At 68.7% G+C, this 22,673-nt stretch carries 17 protein-coding genes; 4 read left to right on the top strand and 13 right to left on the bottom strand.

All coding sequences use genetic code 11. From position 1 onward, the window contains the following. Positions 1 to 826 precede the first annotated feature (826 nt). A complete protein-coding gene (locus IPN02_11255) occupies positions 827 to 3,433 on the top strand; it encodes an acyltransferase (GenBank protein ID MBK9297386.1) in 2,607 nt (868 codons plus the stop codon). A 23-nt stretch (positions 3,434 to 3,456) separates the two neighbouring features. Here IPN02_11255 and IPN02_11250 read toward each other — a convergent pair whose 3' ends face one another. The 3 genes from IPN02_11250 to sucC all read right to left on the bottom strand — a co-directional run bounded on the left by IPN02_11250 (position 3,457) and on the right by sucC (position 6,214). Continuing rightward, complete coding sequence (locus tag IPN02_11250; protein ID MBK9297385.1) at positions 3,457 to 4,026, bottom strand: phosphoribosylglycinamide formyltransferase; 570 nt, start codon at positions 4,024 to 4,026, stop codon at positions 3,457 to 3,459. A 122-nt stretch (positions 4,027 to 4,148) separates the two neighbouring features. Next, the gene (gene sucD / locus IPN02_11245) at positions 4,149 to 5,045 is read right to left on the bottom strand and encodes a succinate--CoA ligase subunit alpha (protein ID MBK9297384.1); all 897 of its coding nucleotides are present in this window, start codon (positions 5,043 to 5,045) and stop codon (positions 4,149 to 4,151) included. Positions 5,046 to 5,068: 23 nt separating this feature from the next. Next, positions 5,069 to 6,214 (bottom strand): ADP-forming succinate--CoA ligase subunit beta, encoded by a 1,146-nt coding sequence (gene sucC / locus IPN02_11240; GenBank protein MBK9297383.1) that lies wholly within the window; start codon positions 6,212 to 6,214, stop codon positions 5,069 to 5,071. A gap of 303 nt (positions 6,215 to 6,517) precedes the next feature. Between sucC and IPN02_11235 the strand changes: the two genes are divergently transcribed. Together IPN02_11235 and IPN02_11230 are read left to right on the top strand one after the other, a co-directional pair. Continuing rightward, a complete protein-coding gene (locus IPN02_11235) occupies positions 6,518 to 7,459 on the top strand; it encodes a type IV toxin-antitoxin system AbiEi family antitoxin domain-containing protein (protein MBK9297382.1) in 942 nt (313 codons plus the stop codon). A 321-nt stretch (positions 7,460 to 7,780) separates the two neighbouring features. After that, the gene (locus tag IPN02_11230; protein MBK9297381.1) at positions 7,781 to 8,554 is read left to right on the top strand and encodes an SDR family NAD(P)-dependent oxidoreductase; all 774 of its coding nucleotides are present in this window, start codon (positions 7,781 to 7,783) and stop codon (positions 8,552 to 8,554) included. A gap of 97 nt (positions 8,555 to 8,651) precedes the next feature. On the opposite strand, the gene IPN02_11225 is transcribed toward IPN02_11230, so the two are convergent. Then, on the bottom strand, positions 8,652 to 9,428 hold the full coding sequence (locus IPN02_11225; protein MBK9297380.1) for an alanyl-tRNA editing protein: 777 nt from the start codon (positions 9,426 to 9,428) through the stop codon (positions 8,652 to 8,654). A gap of 179 nt (positions 9,429 to 9,607) precedes the next feature. Between IPN02_11225 and IPN02_11220 the strand changes: the two genes are divergently transcribed. Beyond that, positions 9,608 to 10,159 (top strand): hypothetical protein, encoded by a 552-nt coding sequence (locus tag IPN02_11220; protein ID MBK9297379.1) that lies wholly within the window; start codon positions 9,608 to 9,610, stop codon positions 10,157 to 10,159. Between the two features lie 3 nt (positions 10,160 to 10,162). Here IPN02_11220 and IPN02_11215 read toward each other — a convergent pair whose 3' ends face one another. From IPN02_11215 to IPN02_11175, 9 genes are all read right to left on the bottom strand, one after another. Then, positions 10,163 to 11,101, bottom strand: coding sequence for an LLM class F420-dependent oxidoreductase (locus tag IPN02_11215; protein MBK9297378.1), 939 nt, complete (start codon positions 11,099 to 11,101; stop codon positions 10,163 to 10,165). Positions 11,102 to 11,169: 68 nt separating this feature from the next. Next, on the bottom strand, positions 11,170 to 12,741 hold the full coding sequence (locus IPN02_11210) for an AMP-binding protein (GenBank protein MBK9297377.1): 1,572 nt from the start codon (positions 12,739 to 12,741) through the stop codon (positions 11,170 to 11,172). Further along, positions 12,738 to 15,068: a DNA helicase PcrA gene (gene pcrA, locus IPN02_11205; protein ID MBK9297376.1), complete on the bottom strand. Its 2,331-nt coding sequence runs from the start codon at positions 15,066 to 15,068 to the stop codon at positions 12,738 to 12,740. The genes IPN02_11210 and pcrA overlap by 4 nt, the downstream gene beginning before the upstream one ends. A gap of 190 nt (positions 15,069 to 15,258) precedes the next feature. Then, positions 15,259 to 16,755 (bottom strand): C40 family peptidase, encoded by a 1,497-nt coding sequence (locus IPN02_11200; protein ID MBK9297375.1) that lies wholly within the window; start codon positions 16,753 to 16,755, stop codon positions 15,259 to 15,261. A gap of 314 nt (positions 16,756 to 17,069) precedes the next feature. Further along, positions 17,070 to 18,317 carry a C40 family peptidase gene (locus IPN02_11195; GenBank protein MBK9297374.1) on the bottom strand — a complete coding sequence of 416 codons (1,248 nt, stop codon included), beginning with the start codon at positions 18,315 to 18,317 and terminating at the stop codon, positions 17,070 to 17,072. A 258-nt stretch (positions 18,318 to 18,575) separates the two neighbouring features. Further along, complete coding sequence (guaA, locus tag IPN02_11190; GenBank protein ID MBK9297373.1) at positions 18,576 to 20,153, bottom strand: glutamine-hydrolyzing GMP synthase; 1,578 nt, start codon at positions 20,151 to 20,153, stop codon at positions 18,576 to 18,578. Beyond that, on the bottom strand, positions 20,150 to 21,283 hold the full coding sequence (locus IPN02_11185; GenBank protein MBK9297372.1) for a GuaB3 family IMP dehydrogenase-related protein: 1,134 nt from the start codon (positions 21,281 to 21,283) through the stop codon (positions 20,150 to 20,152). The genes guaA and IPN02_11185 overlap by 4 nt, the downstream gene beginning before the upstream one ends. Before the next feature lie 125 nt (positions 21,284 to 21,408). After that, complete coding sequence (locus IPN02_11180) at positions 21,409 to 21,798, bottom strand: hypothetical protein (GenBank protein ID MBK9297371.1); 390 nt, start codon at positions 21,796 to 21,798, stop codon at positions 21,409 to 21,411. 68 nt (positions 21,799 to 21,866) lie between these two features. Next, on the bottom strand, positions 21,867 to 22,652 hold the full coding sequence (locus IPN02_11175; protein ID MBK9297370.1) for a CoA pyrophosphatase: 786 nt from the start codon (positions 22,650 to 22,652) through the stop codon (positions 21,867 to 21,869). Between the last annotated feature and the right edge of the window lie 21 nt (positions 22,653 to 22,673).

Below are 22,673 nucleotides of genomic sequence, written 5' to 3'. Positions count from 1 at the left end.
CTCAACCCGTCTCTTCGGCCGGCAACGCGACGGTCCCCGGGCTCGCACCCCGGGAACCGTCGCAGTGTGCAGAACACGAGGAATGAGACTTCTCATCGCACGTGCAACCAGCACCCTACGCACGGAACGGTCCTCCGCCTAGGGCCCGGAACGGCCGGTCAGGAGAAATCACTTCAGACAATCGATCCCCTTCGGACGAAATGCACTTGACTCCCCTTCAAACCAACCCGATACTGAACCCCAGTCGAGCCAGCGACGTCTCGACTGCCCATGCAGGACACGACCCGCAGGGTGCCGTCGCTGGCCGCTGGAACTCGCACTCCAGCTCCCCACCGGCCGGCGACGGCGCCCATCGGGCTGAGGGAGGGAGCATCATGAACCGGGTTACCGATGGAATAGCCTCAACGGTCAGGATTGCGTCGCTGGCTGCAGCCGCGATCCTGGGATTGTTGTGGATGATCGCCGTGCTGGCGCCCTGAGTTGGTGGGTTGACAGCGGGATCCCACCGATCCCGCTGTCAACCCACCGCCCACTAGCGTGCTGGCGGCGCGCAGTCCGATGAGGCGCGCCAAAACTGGCCATGACCTCACCGCCCGCATCAGCGAACGATGTCCCCGCTCGGCACGACCGTGGTTGCGCGCCCCCGAACCCGGCCACGTCACACACGGCGGTCCCACACCCCTCTGGCGCTCCCGAGGCACCGACCTGCGACGACCTGCCAGCACCATCGGGGGAAGCGCCACCATCGTCGGCCCCGCCTCCCGACCCCGACGCACCACCCAGGCTTCGCCACCGCAACTGTCTCGACGGGATCCGCGGCATCGCCGTGCTCATCGTCGTGCTGTTCCACCTCGACCTCCCTTGGATGAAGGGTGGCTATCTCGGGGTCGACATCTTCTTCGTGCTCTCCGGATTCCTCATCACCACGCTGCTCGTGCAGGAGTGGACGACGCACGGGCGCATCGATCTGAAGCAGTTCTGGATCCGGCGGGCCCGACGCCTGTTGCCGGCGATGCTGCTGGTCCTGTTCGCCGTGGCCGGATTCGCCGTGCTCTTCGCCGAATCCGAACAGCTCGACGACATCCGCAGCCAGGGCCTGGCCTCGCTGTTCTACGTCACCAACTGGGCCCGGGCCTTCGACACGACCAGCTACTTCGACCAGTTCGCCGCCAAGAGCCCACTCGAGCACTACTGGTCGCTGGCGATCGAGGAGCAGTTCTACCTGGTGTGGCCGGTGATCACGGTCGCCTTGTTCAGCTGGAGATCCAGGGCGTCCGGGGCGCTCACCCGTGGGCAACGCTACGACGTGCCGCTCTGGCTGGTCGGTGCGGTCGGCGCAGCCGCATCGGCCGGCCTGATGGCCTTGCTGTACACACCCGACAACTTCAGCCTGTACTTCCGCACCGACACCCGGGTGCAGGGTTTGCTGATCGGCGTGGCGCTCGCCGCCCTCTACGACGGGCTGGGCAAGCGCCTCCTTTCGTCACCACCCAAGTGGCTGGTGCCGGTCGGATGGGGCGCCGCAGCGGTGTTCCTCGTCGCCGCTATGGCCGACGTGCCCCCGGCGCTGCTCTATCAAGGCGGCTTCCTCGTCATCGCCGTGCTGAGCGCCACGGTGATCGTGGCCGCCATGGCCGGCCAGCGATCCTCCCTCGACCGGGCGCTCTCCCTGCGCCCCTTTCGGTTCTTTGGGCGCATCTCCTACGGGCTGTACCTGTGGCACTGGCCGATCATCTTGGCGCTCACCCCGCAGCGCACCGGCCTCAGCCTGCCGGCCTTGAACGTCCTCCGCTTCGGTCTCTCGGTCGGTGCGGCAATGCTCAGCCTGCTGCTGATCGAGGTCCCCATCCGGGAACGGCGCATGCCGGTCAGGCTCGAACTCGTCGGCATCGCGGTGACCCCTGTCCTTATCGCCATCGCCCTGATCGCCGGCACGACCGGCGCCGAGCAGACCCTCGAGGAGGCCTACGCCAGCGATCAGGAGGCCGCCGCCCCGCCCGTCGAGGCCGTCAAGTCGGTCGAGCCCCCCGCCCAGCTGAGCACGCTGGTGTTGGGCGACGAGCTGGCACGGTCGTTGCCCGCCGACTGGGGCGACGCTGACGGTGACGGCCCCGAGCAGCAGGAGGTCACCCTCGCTGGCAGCGGGTGCGACGATGCCGCCACGCTGTGCGAGGGCTGGCGGGACCGCTGGGAGGCGCTCGTCAGGCAGAACGATCCCGACGTGGTCGTCGTCGGCGTCCGCAACTGGGAACCCTTCGACGACACCAACACCCCAATCGATGTTTTCGACTCTGCCAAGAACGAGCGGGCCTACACCGAGAGCATGGAACGCCTGGTGCGCCAGTTGGGTGCCGGGCCGACCGCCGAGGGCGGCCGCACCGTCGTGCTGCTGACCGCGCCCCCGATCAACGACCCCACCTCCTTCGACGCGTTCGCCGTCGAGCGCAGCCGGGAGGCCGCCCAGCAGGTGGCCACCCGCAGCGGCGGCGACGTCGAGCACGTCCAACTCGGGAGCCTGTGGTGTGGGCAGGTGCAGTGCGTCGACACGGCCCGGCTGAACCCCGCCGAGGGTGAGTTCAACCTGATCAGCCCCAACCCCGAGGCCTTCGGCGGCGCGCTGGCCGGCGTCGCCCGGCGCTCGGTCAGGCGCCACCTCACCCAGGAGGCGATGGGCGACCAGCTGAGGGTCCTGCTGTTCGGCGACTCGGTCGCCTGGTCGATCGGTTCCAACTTCTTCGGCGCGACCGACGCTCGCAGCACCCCCTTTCTGCTGTGGAACAAGGCCGAGTTCAGCTGTTTCCCCGACCCCGCACCCGGTCGACGCCAAGGACTGCCGGGCACGGTGACCACCGAGTGCCCCGACTGGGCCCAACGCTGGCCGACCTACGTCGAGGAGTTCGCTCCCGACATCGTGCTCGTGCCGGTGAGCCAGTGGATGATTTTGGATCGGGAGGTCGACGGACGCAACATTCCCTTCGATTCCGACGAAATGCGCCAGCGGATCGAGAAGTACTACGGCCAGATGATCGATGCCCTCTCTCAGGACGGCTCGCTCGTCGTTCTCACCACCGTGATCCCCAACGTCGAGTCGACCAACGCCGCCTCAATCGAGAAGAACCTCGACGACACTCGGCGGCGCGAGGTCGCCCTCAACGAGATCATCGCCGAACTCGTCGCCTCGCGCAGCGAGGACGCCGAGTTGATCGACCTGGCGGGGTGGATCTGCGATGGCACCGACTGCACCGAGGAGATCGACGGCGTTCGGCTTCGGCCGGACGGGGGGCACTTCACGCCGGACAGCTCGCCGCTGGCAGGGGCCTTTCTCAGCGAGGAACTGCAGCGGATCGCCAAGGAGCGGGGCCTCGGGCCCGAGGCGCCGACGGTCAATCCCGAAGCGGCGGCCGATGAAGCCGCCGCCGACGCAGACAACTGAACCCCACCCATCCGGGGCGGCGGTCAGACGCTCGGGTCGAGCACGTAGCCGCGCCGCAGGATGTCGGCGAGCACCCGGGGATAGATCCGGCGCTCCACCGCCTTGATGCGCTCGTGCAGGCTGGCCTCGTCGTCGTCGGGCAACACCCGCACGGCCTCCTGGGCCAGGATCGGCCCCTCGTCCACCGCCACGGTGGCCACGTGCACGGTGCAGCCGGTGACCTTCACGCCGGCGTCGAGTGCGGCGGGCACCGCGTGCCAGCCCTTGAATGACGGCAGCAAGGCTGGGTGGGTGTTGATGATGTGGCCGGGGCGGGCCTCGAACGCCGAGCCGGCGAGCACCGTCCCCCAGCCGGCCATTGCCAGCAGATCGAGCTCCAGCTCATCCCAGGTGGCGACGACCCGACGGGTGAACGCCTCACGGTCGAAGTCGGCGGAGAAGTCGGTGCGCTCGATCACCTGAAGCGGCAATCCGTGGCGAAGTGCCACCCCCTCTGCAAGGCAGTGACGATCGACGAGGACGGCCGCAACCTCAAGCCCGGATTCGACCATCGCGTCGAGCAGCGTGCCCGACCCCGACACCATCACACCCAGCCTCATCAGCGCGCACCCGCGCTCGGGCGCGAGCCTTCCGGCTCGGCGGCCACAGGTCCCACCGTGACTCGATCGTTCCCGCCGTGGCGGGTCCCACGATGAAACCCGACGCTCACGGCGAGCTAGAGGTTCTTCACGATCTCGACCATCAGCTCGCCGCATTCGGTCGGGTTGGCCCCCACCTTGACGCCAGCGGCCTCAAGAGCCTCCATCTTGGCGGCTGCGGTGCCCTTGCCTCCGGAGACGATGGCGCCTGCGTGGCCCATCTTCTTTCCGGCGGGAGCGGTCTGGCCAGCAACATAGGCGGCCACCGGCTTAGTCATGTGCTCGGCGATGTACTCGGCCGCTTCTTCCTCGGCGGAGCCACCGATCTCGCCGATCATCATGACGGCCGAGGTCTGCGGGTCGGCCTCGAAGGCCTCCAGGCAGTCGATGAAGCTGGTGCCGGGCACGGGGTCGCCACCGATACCCACGCAGGTGGTGACGCCGATGTTCTGCTGCTGCAGCTCGTACAGCGCCTGATAGGTGAGCGTGCCGGAGCGGCTGACGATGCCCACCGAGATCTCGCCGTCGACCGGCGCCTTGGCGATGTGACCGGCGGTGATGCCGATGTTGGCCTGGCCGGGGCTGATGATGCCCGGGCAGTTGGGGCCCAGCAGGCGCACGTCCGGGTAGTCGCGCTTCAACTTGTTGTAGAACCACGCCTCGTCCTGGGCGGGGACGCCCTCGGTGATGACGATGATCAGCTTGACGCCACCCTCGGCGGCCTCCATCACGGCGTTCTTCACGCCGGGGGCCGGGATGAAGATGCACGAGGTATCGGCGCCGGTCGCAGCGACGGCGTCGGCCACCGTGGCGAAGATGGGGATGCCATCGACGTCGGTGCCCGCCTTCTTGGGGTTGGTGCCGGCGACGACGTTGGTGCCGTAGTCACGGTTCAGCAGGCCGTAGTACCGACCGGTTGAACCGGTCAGACCCTGGTAGACGACCTTGGTGTTGGAATCGACGAAAATGCTCATGGTGGGTTCAGGTCTCCAGTAGCTCAGGCGCTGGCGGCGAGCTCGACGGCCTTGGCGGCGGCGGACAGCATGGTGGGTTCCATCTGCAACTTGTCGCTCAGGTGTGGCTTGAGCAGCTCGCGACCCTCGTCAGCGTTGGTGCCGTCGAGGCGGATCACCATCGGATGGGAGAGGTCGATGCGGCCGGCTGCCTCGATGATGCCATTGGCCACCTCCTCGCCGCGGGTGATGCCGCCGAAGATGTTGATGAAGATCGACTTCACCCGGGGGTCGTTGTCGAGGATCGTCAGCGCCGCGACGAACTTGTCGGCATCGGCTCCGCCCCCGACGTCCAGAAAGTTGGCGGGTTTTCCGCCAGCCTGGTTGACGACGTCCAGCGTGCTCATCGCCAGACCTGCGCCGTTGGCGATGATGCCCACCGACCCCTCGAGGCCGACGTACTCCAGGCCGGCCTGGTGGGCGGCCTCTTCGCGCTCGTCGCGCTCCTGGGTGGCGGCGTAGGCATCCCACTCGTGGCGGAAGTCGGCGTTGCCGTCAAGGGTGACTTTGGCGTCGAGTGCATGCACCTCGCCGGTGGGCTTGAGGATCAGCGGGTTGATCTCCACCAGGTCGGCGTCGCCGTCGACATAGGCGGTGTACAACTTGGCGAGGATGTCGACCGCGCCCTCGGTGGCGTCCGGGTTGAGGTTGGCGGCAGCCACCCAGTCCCGGATGGTCGCCTCGTCCAGGCCGTCGACCGGGTCGATCCAGATCTTGGCGATGGCATCGGGGTTCTCTTCGGCAACCGTTTCGATCTCGACGCCGCCCTCGGCGGAGAGCATGCCCAGGTGGGCCTTCTTGGCACGGTCGAGGGTGAAGCTGGCGTAGTACTCCTCGGCGATGTCCGAGGCCACCTCGATCCACACGACGTTGACGGTGTGGCCCTTGATGTCCATGCCGATGATGTCGGAGGCATAGGTGCGGACCTCGTCGGCGTCGTTGGCCAACTTGATGCCGCCGGCCTTGCCACGGCCGCCCACCTGCACCTGTGCCTTAACGACCACCGGGTAGGTGTTCAGCCGTTCGGCTGCCGCCACGGCATCGTCGACGGTGGTGACCGCCTCGCCCGCCGACACCGGAATGTCGAACGAGCCGAAGAACTGTTTGCCCTGGTATTCGAAGAGGTCCACGGCCCGAGCCTCCCAGGAAGGCCTCATGAAAGGCAACACGGCCCGCGTTCCGGTCCCCTCCGGGGCCCACCCCGAAACTGCGACAAGGTGACCCTCAACCCCGAAACTGCGACAAGGTGACGCTCAACCCCGAAACTGCGACAAGGTCACGCTCAACCCCGAAACTGCGACAAGGTGTGGAGCGAAGGTGTGGAGGTGTGCCGGTGAGTTTCATCGGCACACCTCCACACCTCTGCTCCACACCTCCGTCAACGGGTGCGGCAACCCGTGGGCGAACGGAGCCCGCTGCCCCACCATGCAGAAGTGGCGACTGCATCGAGTCCGAACCTTGAGACGGCGACCCGCGACCGACGCTGGGTCGCCCTCGCCCGGCAGTACCGGGTGTTCAGCGCTGCGGACGCTGAGCGGTTCGGCATCAGCGGCGACGCCCTCCGTCAGCGCGCCTCGGCTGGCGGCCTGCTGCGGGTGGGGCGTGGCTGGTACGCCATGGCCGACCGGCCGCTGACCTGGACCCACCGGATCGACTGGGCCACCCGAGCCACCGGGGGCGTTGCCTCCCACCGGTCGGCGGCGGTGCTCTGGAAGCTGGAGGGATTCCAGGCGTCGAAGCCGGAGGTACTGGTGCCGTTCGAACGGCGGGTCCGGCCCGAGGGCGTGAAGGTGCGACGAAGCCGACGCTGGGATCGTGGCGAGCACACGACGAGAGACCAAATCGGCGTCGTCGGCCCCGAGGTGCTCGTCGGCCAGCTTGCTTCGATGTTGCCCCGGGCCCGGCTTCGAGCGGTTGTCGATCAGCTCATCCGCGAGCACCATGCCTCGCTGACGTCGCTGGCCCGGTTTCATCACGAGACCCCTCCCGGGACCGCCGGGCGGACCGTCCTCGGCGAGGTACTGGGGGAGTATGCGGAGGACCAGCGGGTACCGATGAGCGACTTCAGCCGCATGGTGGCCGACCTGTTGGTTGGTGCGGGTCTGCCCGAGCCGCTGCTCGAGCATCAGTTCTGGGACGACGACGGACTCATCCAGATGGTGGACCTGGCGTACCCCGGCGTGCTGGCGATCGGTCTGGACTCCCTTGCCCACCACCGGGATCGTGCCACGTTCATCGGGGACCGGCGGGCGCGCAACCGCCTCGAATTGCTCGGCGTGAAGGTGCTGCTGTTCACATGGTGGGACTACACCGAGCATCCCGAACGCCTGGTGGCCCAGGTGCGCAGCTTGCTCGCCGGCGCCACCGCCGCCTGACGGCTCCTCGCAAAACCTGACACCCCTCCTGGGCACCTGGGTTGCTCAGCTCGAAGACACGAGCCCCAAGCCCTGGGCCCCCAATCAGCCACGTCCCGGGTCCGAGCCCTCCAGAACCCAGGCCGCCCGAGCCCCTCTACGGCGGGCCGGGCGAACAGCATCAGAGCGAGCCAAGGCTCCGAGACGGCGGATACAGTCGGAGAAACCAGCCCGCCTTACCGGCGGATGTCACGCCTCGGCGTCTCGAACGCTCCACCCAGAGCTCCGGTTACGGGCCGATCGACCCCAACCCTCCGCTCACCACACAAGCCAGGAACGCCCATGGAACTAACCGGTAGCCGAGTACTGCTCACCGGAGCCAGCGGCGGGCTGGGGCAGGCGATCGCTCGACGCCTGGGCCGCTACGGCGCTCAATTGACGCTGACCGCTCGCAATCGCCCAGCTCTGGACTCGCTGGCCGACGAGACCCGAGGCACCGTGGTGGAGGCCGACCTGTCCAAGCGCAGCGATGTGCAGCGGCTGGCCAAGATGGTCGGCGAGTTCGACGTCGTGATCGCCAACGCCGGAGTGGGCGGCGAAGCGAGCGGCTCCGAGCTGAGCGTCAAGGCGATCGACGGCGCGATCGACGTCAACCTGCGAGCGCCGATGGTGCTGAGCGGAGCCTTCGCCCAGGCCTGCATTGCCGCCGGTCGCCCGGGACAGCTCGTGCTGATCGGGTCGCTGTCAGGCATCGCCCCCACCCCCGACACCTGCCTGTACAACGCCACGAAGTTCGGCCTGAGGGGCTTCGGGCTGTCGCTACGCCAGGACCTGGAGGAGTACGGCATCGGTGTCACCGTGGTCGAACCCGGCTTCATCCGCGACGCCGGCATGTTCGCCAACAACGATGTCGAACTCCCGAGGGGCGTACGCACCAAGTCACCCGTCGACGTCGCTCAGGCGGTGGAGAAGGCCATACGAACCAACCCGGCCGAGATATTCGTGGCCCCGACCGAGTTGCGAGCAGTCGCCACGTTGGCCACCGTGGCCCCGGGCCTGTCCGAGGTCATCCAGCGGCGGGTCGGGACCAAGGAGATGCGCAACGGCACCAGGTAATCCTGTTGGCTCGGCCAGCGCTGCAGCGCCCCAGCGGGAGTGACAGCGCCGGATGAACCAGTCAGGTCGGCCCGCACAACAGCGCCCAGCGGGAGCGTCACAGCACCTTGAGACGCAGTCGCTTGTTGCCTTTGCCCTTCGATTCGGTCTTGGTAATTTCGAAGCGTCCCACCTCGGCGGTGGAGGCCACGTGGGTGCCACCGTCGGCCTGCCGGTCGAGCCCGACGATGTCCACCACGCGCACCCGGGTAACCGAGGTGGGGATGAGGTTGACCTTGGTGCGGATCAGCGCCGGGTCGACGTCTGCCGCGGAGCGGTCGAGAAAGCTCACCTCGATGGGGCGATCGGCGGCCAGCTCGGCGTTGACCGCGTCGGTCAACTCGTCGCGAAAACCATCGGGCAAAGGACCGAACTCGAAGTCCATGCGCGCCGCCAACGGTTCCATGTTGCCTCCCGTGGCCGGCACCTGCCAGCGGTTCCAGACGACGCCGCCCATGACGTGCAACATGGTGTGGGTGCGCATCAACGCGTGTCGCCGGTCCCAGTCGAGCGTGCCCGTCACGGCCGAGCCGACGGTCGGCACCGGTGGGCCATCGACGCTCCCGGCCTTCTCCTCCTCACCTCTCGGCTCCAGGGTGTGCCACACGAACGGCCCGTCCTTGCGGACGTCGGTGACCGAATAGGTGGCACCATCGGCCGCGAGGATCCCGGTGTCGTGGGGCTGACCACCACCGGTGGCGTAGAACACAGTGCGGTCGAGTGCCACGCGGTCGTGGTCGACCGCAACCACCTCCGCATCCATCGTGCGCTGATAAGCGTCGCGCAGGTACAGCTGATCGGTTGCGATGGCGTCCTGGTGTGAGCGTTCGGTCATCTGTCCTCAGTAATGTCGACGGCACCGCCACCCTTGCAGACGGAGCGCACGCTGCGACGGCCCATCGAGCTCCCACCTCTGTCGAGTTCCACTGCCGAGTTCCACTGCCGAGTTCCGCGGCAGGGCACCAGCGGGCAGACTGGGCCGCCCGAACCCGCCCGCCGAACGTTGGGAGCAACATGCCGGTCGAGCAGCGCAGCACGTCCAACCAGTTCAGAACGGCCGGAATCGCTCTGTTGATGGTCGGCGCCGGACTGGCATTGGTCCTCGTGTTGTTCGGGCAGGGCGGCAGCGGCGAACCGGCCACGGTCAGCCTGGGCACCGACGAGTTTGCGCTGGGCCCCGCTGCAGAGCGGGCACAGGTGATCGCCAAGACGGGCCCGTTTCTCCTTCCCGACGTGTCGGGCCGAGGCCAGGACCGCCCCATCATGGTCAGCCACGAGGGCCCCGAGCCCGAGGTTGGCTGGGCGATCTTCGAGGCCAGGGCGCCGGGTGCCCCCGACGGCTGCTACCTCCGCTGGGACCGCGATGCCCAGGTGTTCGTCTCCGAGAACCCGGACGAGGGGTCGGTGTCCGAGGACTCGTCCGGCGAACGCTGCGACGACGCGACGTTCCCGATGAACGGAGCCGGGCTGAAGCAGCTTCCGTGGGAGGTCTCCGATGACGGCATCCTGTTCGTCAAGCTGGGTGATGATTCCGGCGACGAGGCCACCACGACCACCGCACCCTGAGCCCTACTTCGGGGGCGTGACCCCGGAGGGGAACTCGGCGGCGATCAGGTCGAGATGATCGAGGTCGGACAGGTCGAGCACCTGCAGGTACACCCGCTCGATTCCCGCCCCGGCGAAGCGACCCAGGGTTTCAACCGCCTCGGCGGGCAACCCCGCCACGCCGTTCTCGCGGAGCTCGCCGGGCTCACGTCCGATCGACTGGGCGCGGCGTTCGAACTCGCCCTCGTCACCACCGACGCACACGACCAGGGCGGCCGAGCGCACCAGGGTTGACGGGTCACGCCCGAGGCTCTCGCAGGCTCGGTCGACCCGCTCGTTGGCCGCGACCACGTCGTCGAGGCCCAGAAACGGGGTGTTGTACTCGGCCGCGAAGCGTGCAGCCAGGTTGGGTGTGCGCTTCGGCCCTGCACCGCCGACGATCACCGGCGGTGGGCTCTGCCACGGTTTGGGAAGCGCCGGGGATCCGGTCAGCGCATAGTGGTCGCCATGGAAGTCGAAGGTCTCCCCCGCTGGGGTGGCCCACAAACCGGTGATGATCTCCAGCTGCTCGGTCAACCGGTCGAAGCGCTCACCGAGCGACGGAAATGGGATGCCGTACGCGTCGTGCTCGTCCTCGAACCAGCCGCTGCCCAGGCCCAACTCCACCCGACCGCCCGACATGGCGTCCACCCCGGCGACCGAGATCGCCAACGGGCCGGGCAGGCGAAACGTGGCCGAGGTGACCAGCGTGCCCAACCGGATCGTCGAGGTGTCGCGTGCGAGGCCGGCCAGCGTGATCCAGGCGTCGCTGGGGCCCGGCAGACCCGAGCCGTCGCCCATCGCCACGTAGTGGTCGCTTCGAAAGAAGGCCCCAAAACCCAGGCGCTCCGCCCGGATCGCCACCCCGAGAAGGTCGTCGTAGGAGGCGCCCTGCTGAGGCTCGGTGAAAATGCGGAGTTCCATGTCTGCAACGTACCGTGACCATCTCCTGGCTGCGACGGCCGGCACGCCCGACCTCGGACCAGGGTCGATCAGTCGAGATCCAACAAGCGCTCGATCAGCTCGTCCCGCTGCAACTTGTTGGTACCGGTGCGGGGCAGATCGTCGACGAAGTACACCCGACGGGGGACCTTGTAGGTCGACAGCCGCTCCCCCACCCACGACAGAAGCTCATCGGGGGTCGACGTGGCACCTTTCGCCATCCGCAGGCCCACGACCGGGACCTCGCCCAAGGTGTCATCGGGAAGCCCGACCACCCCGGCCTCGACAACGTCGGGATGCTGTTCGAACACCCGCTCCACCTCGGGGGGATACACCGAGAAACCGCCCGACTTGATGACCACCTTGGCCCGGCCCTGGAACGAGAAGGTCCCCATCGGCCCCCGCCGCACAAGGTCCCCGGTCGACAGCCAACCACCGGCGTCGAGCACCGCCTCGGTGGCGGCACTGTCGTTCCAATAGCCCTCGAGCACGCCCGGGCCACGCAACAACAGCTGGCCCACTGCACCGACCCGCACCTCGTCCCCATCATCGTCGACCACCCGGAAGCGATAGCCGGGCATCGGGATACCCAGCTGGTCACCCAGGCCAAAGGGCACGAACGGCGGCGACAACTTGGCCGCCGCACCCCCGCCCGTCTCGACCATGCCATAGCCCTCGGCGAACGTCGCCTCGCCGATCGAACCCAGACCCGGCAAGGCAAAGGCGGCGCCCCGACGCTTGAACCGGTGCGCCAACTCCGGCGGCATCACGTCGGCACCCGACACCCAGAAACGGATCGACGACAGGTCGCGCATGTCGGCCCCCGCCTCCTCGAGCATGCGGTACATCGTCGGCACGCCGGCGAAGGCCGCAGAGCGGCGCTCCTCGATGTCGTCGAGGCATTCGGTCGGCCTGAAACGGGGGCGGAACCGCACGGGCACCCCGGCCGAGGCCGCCGCCGCCAGGGCTGCGAAGCCAAAGATGTGGGCCACCGGGAGAGCGATGAGCAACTCGCAGATCAGCAGGCCGCCGGGTAAAGCTGCCAGGCGGCTCAGCTCGCCGACCAACGCCCGGTGGGTGAGGGCAGCTCCCTTGGGGCTGCCGGTCGTGCCGGAGGTGTAGAACAGCGCCGCCACCCGCTCGTCAGCGCCACGGTCCTCGCCGAGGCCGGCGCTCACGCCGAGGTGCTCGGCCAGCACGTCGAGTTCGTCCACACCGCGGATCACGAGCGGCGCGTTGGCGTCCAGGACGACGTGGGCGATCTCGTCGTCGCGCATCGCATCGTTGACCGGCGCCGGGATGGCACCGGCCCGGGACACCGCCAGGGTGGCCAGGAACAGCTCGACCGAGTTGGGCATCGCCAGCACCACCCGGTCGCCGGAGCTGATCTTGTCGTCCTCGACCAGCGCCGCCGCCCAACGGTCAACCAACTTGGCGGCGCCGGCCACGGTCAGCTTGGTCGCCGGAACGCCCGTGCGGGCTTCGGCGGCCTGGTCGACCAGCACCGAGCCACCGTGGACGGCCGCGGCCCGTGCCAGGAGCGAGCCCAGCGTTTGCCTGGAGCGAACCATGGCGACACGCGCGGCCTGACGGCGCCCCATACGAATGATCGGCCCGATCATCGCCCCACCTTTTCCAGCGGGGCCCACGACAACAGCAGGCGCTTTTCGCCTTCGCTGGGAAAGCGGATCGTCGCCTCCGCCCTGTCTCCCCGGCCTTCGATGTCGAGGATGACCCCCTCACCGAAGGTGGCGTGCAGCACATCGTCGCCCACCCGCAAACCCGAATCGTCGCCCAACCGGGGGCCTTCGTCGGCGCCCGCTCGTGGACCCAACCCCGATCCGGCACCCACGCCGATGGAGCGCACCCCCACCACCCCCGACGATGAGGCCCGTTCTCGCCGCGCGTCCCTGCCGGCGAGGGAGGTCCGCCCACCTCCGGACCAGCTGCCCGACGTGCCTGGACGGCGGGAACCACGGGTCGAGGATCCCTCGGCATCCTCGATCAGTTCTTCGGGGATCTCGCCCACAAACCGGCTCGGGGGGTTGTAGTTGGTGGCTCCGTGCAACGTTCGACTCCAGGCGTTGGTGAGGTACAGACGCTCGCGCGCCCGTGTGATCCCGACATAGGCCAGACGACGTTCCTCCTCGAGCTGGGCCGGCTCGCCAATCGAGCGCATGTGAGGAAAGACGCCCTCCTCCATGCCGATGAGGAAGACGACCGGATACTCGAGCCCTTTGGCCGAGTGCAGCGTCATCATGACCATCTCCCCGGCGGTGGGATCGTCCTCGTCGGGCAGGTTGTCGGTGTCGGCAACCAGGCTGACCTGCTCCAAGAACTCGGGCATCGAGTCGTACTCCGCGGCGACGCCGACCAGCTCGGCCAGGTTCTCGAGGCGCCCCTCCGACTCGATCGTGTGCTCGGCCTCCAGCTCGGCGATATAGCCGGTGCGCTCGAGCAGGTCTTCGAGCAGCGGAGCCGGTGCCAACCCCCCACCCCCGGTGCCCGTGCCGTCGCCGTCGCCGTCGCCGTCGCCGGTCGGCGCCAAGCCATCGATGATCTCCAGAAACCGTTCGACACCCCGCTGCGCCCGGGACGACACCCCGGCGGCGTCCGCGTGGCGAAGCGCCTCGACGAAGCTCAGCGAATGGGCCCGTGCGTAGGCGTCGACCCGACCGATCGTCGTGTCCCCGATGCCCCGCTTGGGCACGTTGACGATGCGCTTGGCCGACACCTCGTCGGCCGGGTTGACAATCGTCTGCACGTACGCCAGCGCGTCTTTGATCTCACGTCGATCGTAGAACCGCGTCCCGCCGAGCACCCGGTAGGGCACCCCCTGGCGAAACAACGCCTCCTCGAGCACGCGGCTCTGGGCGTTGGCACGGTAGAAGACGGCAACGTCGGGGTAGTTCACCGTGCCCGAGTCGACCAGGCGGGCGATTTCCTGGGCGACGTAGCGGGCTTCGTCGCCCTCGTCGTCACCGACGTAGCGCACGATCTGGGCACCCCCCGACTCGTCGGTCCACAGATCCTTCGGGCGGCGAGACATGTTGTTGGCGATCACCGCGTTGGCAGCGTCGAGAATTTTCTGAGTGGAGCGGTAGTTCTGGTCCAGCACGATCTGGGTGACGTCGGGGAAGGCCGACTCGAACTCCAAGATGTTGCGCAGGTCGGCACCCCGAAAGGCGTAGATCGACTGATCGGAGTCGCCGACCACGCACACGTTGTGGTGGGCGCCCGCCAAGAGGATCACCAGCTCGTTCTGCACCCGGTTGGTGTCCTGGTACTCGTCGACCATCAGGTAGCGGAACCGTCGCTGATACTGCTCGAGCACGTCGGGCTCGGTGCGCAGCAGCTCGACGGTCACGCCGAGGAGGTCGTCGAAATCCATCGCGCCGGCAGCCCGCAGACGCGTCTGGTATTCGGCGTACACGTCGGCGACCTTGCGCTCCATGATGTGGCCGGCTTCCTCGGCCATTTGTTCGGGCGTGCGCAGCTCGTTCTTCGCCAGCGAGATCTGGGACTGGACCGAACGGGCGGGCATCCGTTTGGTGTCGATGTTGAGGTCGCGAAGGACGTAGCCGATCAGCCGGGTGGCGTCGGCCTGGTCGTAGATCGTGAACGAGCTCGGATATCCCAGCCGACTGCCGTCGCGTCGCAGGATGCGGACGCAGGCGGAGTGAAAGGTCGACACCCACATCTTCTGGGCGACCGGCCCAACGAGCGCGCCCACCCGGTAGCGCATCTCGTCGGCCGCTTTGTTGGTGAACGTGATCGCCAGGATCTCGAACGGCGACACGTTGTCCTGCTCGATCAGCCGGGCGATGCGGTGGGTGAGCACCCGGGTCTTGCCCGAGCCGGCCCCCGCCACGACCAGCAGTGGCCCCTCACCGTGCAGCACCGCCTCCCGTTGGGCTGGGTTGAGGCCGTCGAGGAGGTGGGGTGACATACCCGCCCATCCTATGGCGACCGACCGACAACTCACCGACGAGACCGCCACCGAAGCCGGGAGCCCGGAGGCACCCCCGAGCACACTCCACACTCCCCCGGTTGCCGGCGATGCCGGGAGCCCGAAGCCACCCCCAGCGCACTCCACACTCCACGGTTGCCGGCGGTTTGCCGGGCAGGTCGGGCTCCGCTCAGATACGCACGGCGATCGGGGTACCGTTGAAGCGGTAGATCGAGGCGACCTTGACCACGTCACCGGTGCGGGGTGCGTGCACGTATTGGCCGCCACCGATGTAGATGCCGATGTGGTGCACCGGCGAGCCGTAGGCGACCAGATCGCCCGGCACCAGCTCGCCGACGCTGATGCGGCGGCCCATCGCCACCTGCATGCGGGACGAGTGGGGTAGGCCACCGCGACCTGCTTGGGCGTACGCCCAGAGCACCAGACCGGAGCAGTCGAAGCCGCCGGGCGATTGGCCGCCCCACCGGTAGGGCGTGCCCCTCATCGAGAGCGCAGCCTGCACGGCCCGCTGCCCCGAGGACGAGGGCGGTGGTGGCGGTGGTGGCGGCGGTGGCGGTGCTACCGGCCTGGGCGTGGTGGGGGGCGGGGCCGTCGGACGCGTGGTCGTCGGACGCGGTGCCCGAGTGGTCGGGGCAGCCGTCGGCTTCGGCGCCGGGGCCACAGCCCTTGCCGCTCCCGCTCGCTTCGGGGCGCTGGACTTGGACGTCGGTGATGCCTTGGCGGCCGATCCCGCCTTGGGCTTGGCCTTGGCTTTCGCCGTCGGCGTGGGCGCAGGCGACGTATCGGCGGCGGACCCAGAACCGTCACCCGACGATGAGGCCGCCGACTCGCCATCCTCGGTCTCGGCGCTCTCGCCAGCCGCTGTCTCCCCTGCTCCGGCGGCGGTTTCGGCCTGGGCCTGGACCTGTGCGTCCGCCTCTGCCTGCGACTCGGCCTGAGCCTGGGCTTCCGCCTCGGCCTGTCGCCGCTCGGCCTCGGCCCGCTCGGCTTCGAAGCGCTGGCGTTCCTCGCGTTCCAACGCTTCGGCCAGGTCGCCCTTCACCTGAGCCTCGCTGGCAGCGAGTTCCCCCTCGACCGTCTTCATCTCCGCACGCGACGACTCGATGCGCTCGCGGGCCGTCGCCTTGGCAACGGCGGTCTCGTCGAGAAGCTCCTGCTTGGAGGAGAGGTCGGACCGGGCGGCTCGCACCTCTTCAACCGCCTGTTCGCGGTTGCCCTGGGCCGTCGCCAACAACGTGCGCGAGCGGATCGCATCTGTCGGGTTGTCCTGGGCCGAGGCATTGCCCGTCCCCAGGCCACCGGTGAAGGCCCGCACTGCGTAACGCTTCACCTGACCCTGGGCGTCCTTCATCGACTTCTCAGCCGAGGACACATCCGCTTCGGTCACCTTGGACCGAGCCTCGATGTCGACCAGTTCGGCCTTCGCCAAGTTGGCCCGCTCCTCCAAAACCGAAATCTTCTCGCCCAGATCGGCACGCCGGGCGACGATGCGGTCCACCTGGGCGGCCAGCTCCCGTGAGTCGTTGCCCTGTGCCGAAGCCGGCGTGGCAACGATGACCACGGACGAGGCCATCAGGGTGGCCGCCAAGACGGTCAGCACACGTTTGAGGGAGGGACGATCGGGTGAGTTCACCCGCGACCGGGGAAGGGGAGCGTTCCGCCGCATCCGCCTAGCTTGCCAGACGATGACGATTGTTACAAGTAGGTGTCGAAATGTGCCGCAGTTGACACATCCGGCCAGCTACGGTCCGGGCCCCGACACCCGGTCCGTTCCATCGGAGAATGAACCAGGAGGTGGCGTGAACAGCGCCACGTGATCGCTGAGCGCATGACGGAAACTCGGCTCGGGAACGGTCGGGGAGGCCACACCGATTCCGACCGCTCAGGTCGGGCAGATCGAGTTCAGGTCGGCGCAGATCGGGTTCGGGACGTCAGTCGCTTCGGCTCTCGGCCAGAGGCAGCACCGGGTCCTAGCGTCGATCAGATGCGAACCGCAATGGGCGCACCGTTGCTCCGGTAGATCGAAGCAACCTTGACCACGTCGCCGGTGCGGGGTGCGTGGACGTACTGGCCGCCACCGATGTAGATGCCGATGTGGTGTACCGGCGAGCCGTAGGCCACCAGGTCACCCGGCACCAGTTCACCGACGCTGATGCGCCGACCCATGCCGACCAGCGCTCCCGAGGAGTGGGGCAGGCCACCACGGCCGGCCTGTCGGAAGGCCCAGACGACGAGCCCGGAACAGTCGAAGCCACCGGGACTTTCGCCGCCCCAACGGTAGGGCGTGCCGCGCATGGAGAGGGCCGCTGCGACGGCACTTCCACCGCCGGACGGGGGGCTCGGCGGGGGCGCCGGAGCAGAGGGGGCGACGGCGGCCGGGGCGGGCGCCGGCGCACGCGCTGCGCTGGAGCGGCCGGAGGATCCACCCGACGAGGGGGCTGCTGCGCTGGAGGATCCACCGGTTGCGCCGGACGACCCACCGGACGGGCCGGAGGACCCACCCGAATCCGCGGCGCGAACGGCCTGCCGCTGGACAGCAGCCGCAGCGGAGGCTTCGGCTTGGGCCGCCGCCTCGGCCTTGGCCTTGGCCTCCGCCTCGGCCTGACGACGCTCTGCCTCGGCTCTGGCCGCAGCCTGACGGGCGGCCTCTTCGCGCTCAAGCGCCTCCTTGAGGGCGCCCTTCACCTGCTGCTCTTCCTTGGCCAGCGTGGACTCGGTTTGCTTGGTCTCCTCACGAGCCTTGTCGGCCTTGGCCTTCTGGGCCGCGATCTCCTCTGAGGTGTCATCGAGATAGCTCTGCTTGGTGGCGAGGTCGCTGCGCGCAGCGCGCACCTGGTCGATCGCCTCCTCGCGGTTACCGCGAGCGGTTTGGAGCAGCGTGCGACGCACGAGGGCCGAGTTGGGGTCGACCTCGCCGCCCATCATCTCGGTGCCCGGGCTGGCGGTGAAGGTCTTGATCGCGTAGGAGCGCACGTCCTTGCTGGCGCCGGCCATCTCACCCTTGGCCGAGTCCACATCGGCCTGGTTTGTGGCGGCCCGCTTCTCGAGGTCGGCCAACTTCAGCTTGGCCTGGTTGGCCTCTTCATCGAGGATCGACAGCTTGTCGTCAAGCTCGGCGCGGCGGGCCTGAATCCGGTCGACCTGAGCGGCCAGATCCGAGGAATCCTGCGCTCCCACCGACCCGGAGGCGAGGAGGGGGATGACGGGGACCGTGATCGCTGCCAACATGCCGGCCATCGCACGTCGCGTCGAGAAGCGAGGTGCTGAGGGGATGCGTGCAGAGATCTGGCCATGGGGAGGGGGGTTCCAGCGCATGAGCTACAAAGATTACCAAACGTTGCTGTTTGTTACAACCACGTTGCGAGATTCGGGTGAATCGGTGAGAAACGTCATACGGGCGACACAACGGTCATGCGACCGGCTCACAGCCGATGGCCGACCAGCTGCCCGATCCCGGGGCTTTCCGCGGCGCTTGGGCCGCCCGACTCACTCCCACTCGATCGTGGCCGGCGGCTTGGAGGTGATGTCGTAGGCGACCCGGTTGATCCCGGGCACCTCGGCGATGATCCGACCGGAGATCCGGTCGAGCACCTCGGCAGGGATCCGGGCCCAGTCGGCGGTCATCGCGTCCTCTGATGTGACCGCTCGCACGATGATCGGGCTGCCGTAGGTTCGTTCGTCGCCCATGACGCCCACGCTGTTCACGTCGCCGAGCAACACGGCGAACGCCTGCCAGATCTCGCGCTCCAGCCCGGCGATGCGCAGTTCCTCCCGCACGATGGCATCGGCGGCCCGGACGAGTGAGACCCGCTCGGGCGTCACTTCGCCCACGATGCGGACACCCAGGCCCGGTCCCGGGAACGGTTGGCGCCAGACGATCTCGTCGGGTAATCCGAGTTCCCGTCCCAGCTCACGCACCTCGTCCTTGAACAGGCTGCGCAGCGGCTCGACCAGGTCGAAGTCGAGATCGTCCGGGAGGCCGCCCACGTTGTGATGGCTCTTGATCGTGGCGGCGGTGGCCGAGCCCGACTCGATCACGTCGGGATACAGGGTGCCCTGAACGAGGAACCTGGCGTCGACGACACCGCCGCGCGCCTCTTCGAAGACCCGGATGAACAGCTCGCCGATCGCCTTGCGCTTGGCCTCGGGGTCGATCACCCCGGCCAGCCGCTCGAGGAAGCGCTCCCCCGCCTTGGCATGGATCAGCTCCATGCCCTGATGGCGACGGAAGGTCTCGACGACCTGCTCACCTTCGCCCTCCCGCATCAGCCCGTTGTCCACGAACACGCAGGTGAGCTGATCGCCGATGGCGCGATGAACCAGCGCGGCGGCCACCGCCGAGTCGACGCCGCCGGACAGACCGCAGATCGCACGGCCGTCGCCCACCTGGGCCGTGACCGCAGCGGCGGCCTCGTCGATGAAGTTGGCCATCGTCCAGCGATGCCCGCAGCCGGCGAGCGAATGAACGAACCGTTCGATGATGCGCTGGCCGTGCGGGGTGTGGGCCACCTCGGGGTGATACTGCACCGCCCACATCGACCGGGCGGCGTTTTCCATGGCGGCCACCGGAGCGCCGGGGCTCGAGGCGGTGGCCACGAATCCCTCGGGCGGCGACACGATGGCATCGAAGTGGCTCATCCACACCGTCTGCGTGGCCGGCAGGTCGGCGAACAGCTCGGAGGCCGCTCCGCCCTCGTCGCCGGGATCGTGCACGGTCAGCTCGGTTCGGCCGTATTCGCTCCGACCCGAGCTGTTGACCTCGCCGCCAAGGTCACGGGCCATCAGCTGGGCGCCGTAACAGATGCCCAGCATCGGGATGCCCAGGTCGAAAATGCCGGGATCGACCCCGGGCGCGCCGTCGACGTGCACCGACTTCGGCCCGCCGGAGAGGATGATCGCCGCCGGCGCCCGTTCGGCCAGCTCGGCTGCGGAGATGTCGTGGGCGACGATCTCGGAGTACACCCGGGTCTCGCGCACCCGCCGTGCGATCAGTTGGGCGTACTGGGCGCCGAAGTCCAACACCAGCACCTCGTCGTTGCCGATCACCGCTTCGGGGATGCTCATCGGTCGAGCCCCGCTTCGACGAGCAGGTCGGCCTTCTGGAAGTCCTTGCAGGTGGCATGCCCGGCGAAAGCCATCGATCGGGCGAGGGCACCGACCAGGTTGGTCGTCCCATCGGCGCTGACCGCGGGGCCGTGCAGCACCTCGGCCAGCGTGCCGGTGGTCGCCACGTGTTCGGGTCGGCTGCGGGGCAGCGTGGGATGGTCGCTGCGGTGGGCCCAGGTCCAACCGCCGGCCGGCGCCTCCTCGGCTGCAGCAAGCAGGTCGCCGAGCACGACGGCGTCGGCGCCGCAACACACCGCCGCCGCCAGGTCTCCCGAATTGCGAACCCCGCCATGGGCGATGACGTGGCAGTACACCCCGGTCTCGTCCAGGTGGCGGATGCGAGCGGCGCGGGCATCCGCGATCGCAGTGGCCGAGGCCGCCCCGATGCCGAGCACGTCGCGGGTGGGCCCGACACGGCCGGATCCGACCCCGACGAGCACACCGGCGGCGCCGGTGCGCATCAGGTGCAGCGCCGCCGAGTACGAGGTGCACCCGCCGACGATCGCCGGTACCTCCAGGCGCCGCAGCACCCGCTTGAGGTTCAACGGCTCGCCGTCGGCCAGGTGCTCCGCCGAAACGACGGTGCCTTCGATCACCAACAGGTCGGGCTCGGCGGCGAGCAGATCGTCGAGAGACCCCTCGACCCGGCCCGGGGTGACCGCCAAGGCCACGGTGGCCCCGCCGGCGCGCATCTCGGCCACCCGCTCCTTGATCAGCTCGGGTCGCACCGGCTGACGACCGAGCTCACGAATCCGGGTGAGCACCCGGTCGGCGGCCCCGTCCTCGAGCGGATCGACGGCGGCAATATCGGCCAGTGCGGCGGTCGGGTCATCGTGACGGCACCACACGCCCTCGGAGTGCAGCACTCCCAGCGCGCCGGCCCGGGACATCTCGATGGCGCTTTGTGGGCTGACCACACCATCGGAGGGATCGGCGACGATCGGAGAGTCAAAGCGCAAGGCATCGATCTGCCACGACGTGTCGACCTCCGCCGGTGTTCTCGTGCGTCGGCTGGGCTGGATCGACAGGTCGGCCAGCCGGTAGCCGCGCCGGGCCGACTTGCCCATCCCAATCTGCAATTCGTTCACCTGGACGCTCCCCGGTTTGGGTGGGATGGCGGCACCAACTCCGGCCGCCGAAAGGCTCCGACCCTACTCGCTGCGCCAAATACCGCACTGGTCGTCCGCAGCCGACCGGCGCCGCGCGGTGCCGCCTACGGGCGAAGCGACCGAAGGAGCTGCTTGGCGATCGTGGAGTTCATCTCCCAGGCGGCCTTGCGACCGGCCTCGGTGACCTGGCGCACCACGCTGCCGCCCGTCGCCTCCTCGATGCCGTCCAGGCTGCTCATCAGCGCATCGGCCGATGCGTCGGTCGCCTTGTACCCCATCGTGGTGAGCGTCTTGATCAGGTCGGACTGGGCGATTGGCCCCGGGGCGGAAGAGGCGATGACCCGAAGGGCCTCCTTGGTCACCTCCGCACCCTGGGTGATCGCCTCGGCCGGAGAGAGCTGACCGGTGGGGTCCCCCTCGAGCGACGCCAACCAGCGGCGCACCTTGACCACGATCTCACCGTGGGTCTCACCTTCAAAGGTCAGGGTCGGCATGGTCGCATCCTCCAGGTGGGCCGTAGGCCGGACGGAGCCCGCCGACCCGGCTGACCAGCGAAACTACCTCACAGCCTGCCCGACTGCGGGGACGGGTCGGTTCGAGGCCGCGTTGATGGTTGGCGCTGCGTTTCGGACGGCGGCAGCCACAGCGGTGAGTCCTGCCGGGGTTCGACCGGCACGCCGAGCAACCGGGCGAGGAGGTCCCGCAGCATCGCGGCGGTCGCACCCCAGATGACGTCGGGTCCGAGGTCGAAGAACGAGATCGGCCACGAGGTGCCCCCGAAGTCCCAGCGCTCCTCCCAAAACACACCCGGGGTGACCAGGTGGGCCAAGGGCACGTGCAACACCTCCTCAACCTCGACCGGGGACGCCGCCCACACCGGCGGGCGGTTCTTGGCCAGGGCGACGTAGGGCACGATCCAGCGGCCCGACGACGCGGTTCTCAGCGGAAAGAGACGACCGACGATGTCGACGTCTTCGTGTGCGAGCCCGACCTCCTCGGATGCCTCCCGCAGCGCGGTTCGAACCAGCGTCTCTCCCGGATCCTGGGCCCCACCGGGCAGGCTCAGCTCGCCCCGGTGGGTGCGCATCCGCTCACCGCGACGGGTGATCACCACCTCGAGTCCGCCCTGAGCATCGGGCTCCAAAACCGCCAGCACGGCCGCCGCGCCCTCGTGGGCGGGGGGTACGGCGGGCGCCTGTTCAAGCACGCCGTCGCCCAGCCGGCGGCGCACAGCCCGAGCGCTCAGCGAGCGACGGTCCGGGGCGAGATCCGCCCACGGTGCCGCCGCCCCCGGCGTCCACAGTTGCGGCCGGGGCAGTTGTTGTCGTGCGGTACGCCCCGGGCTCACGCCGGCGAGCCTACCCAGGCC

Source organism: Candidatus Microthrix subdominans (assembly GCA_016719385.1).
In the GTDB taxonomy this organism is placed as follows: Bacteria; Actinomycetota; Acidimicrobiia; order Acidimicrobiales; family Microtrichaceae; genus Microthrix; species Microthrix subdominans.
The sequence above is the reverse complement of the archived record's forward strand: the minus strand, read 5'-3'. Positions and strand labels throughout refer to the sequence as shown.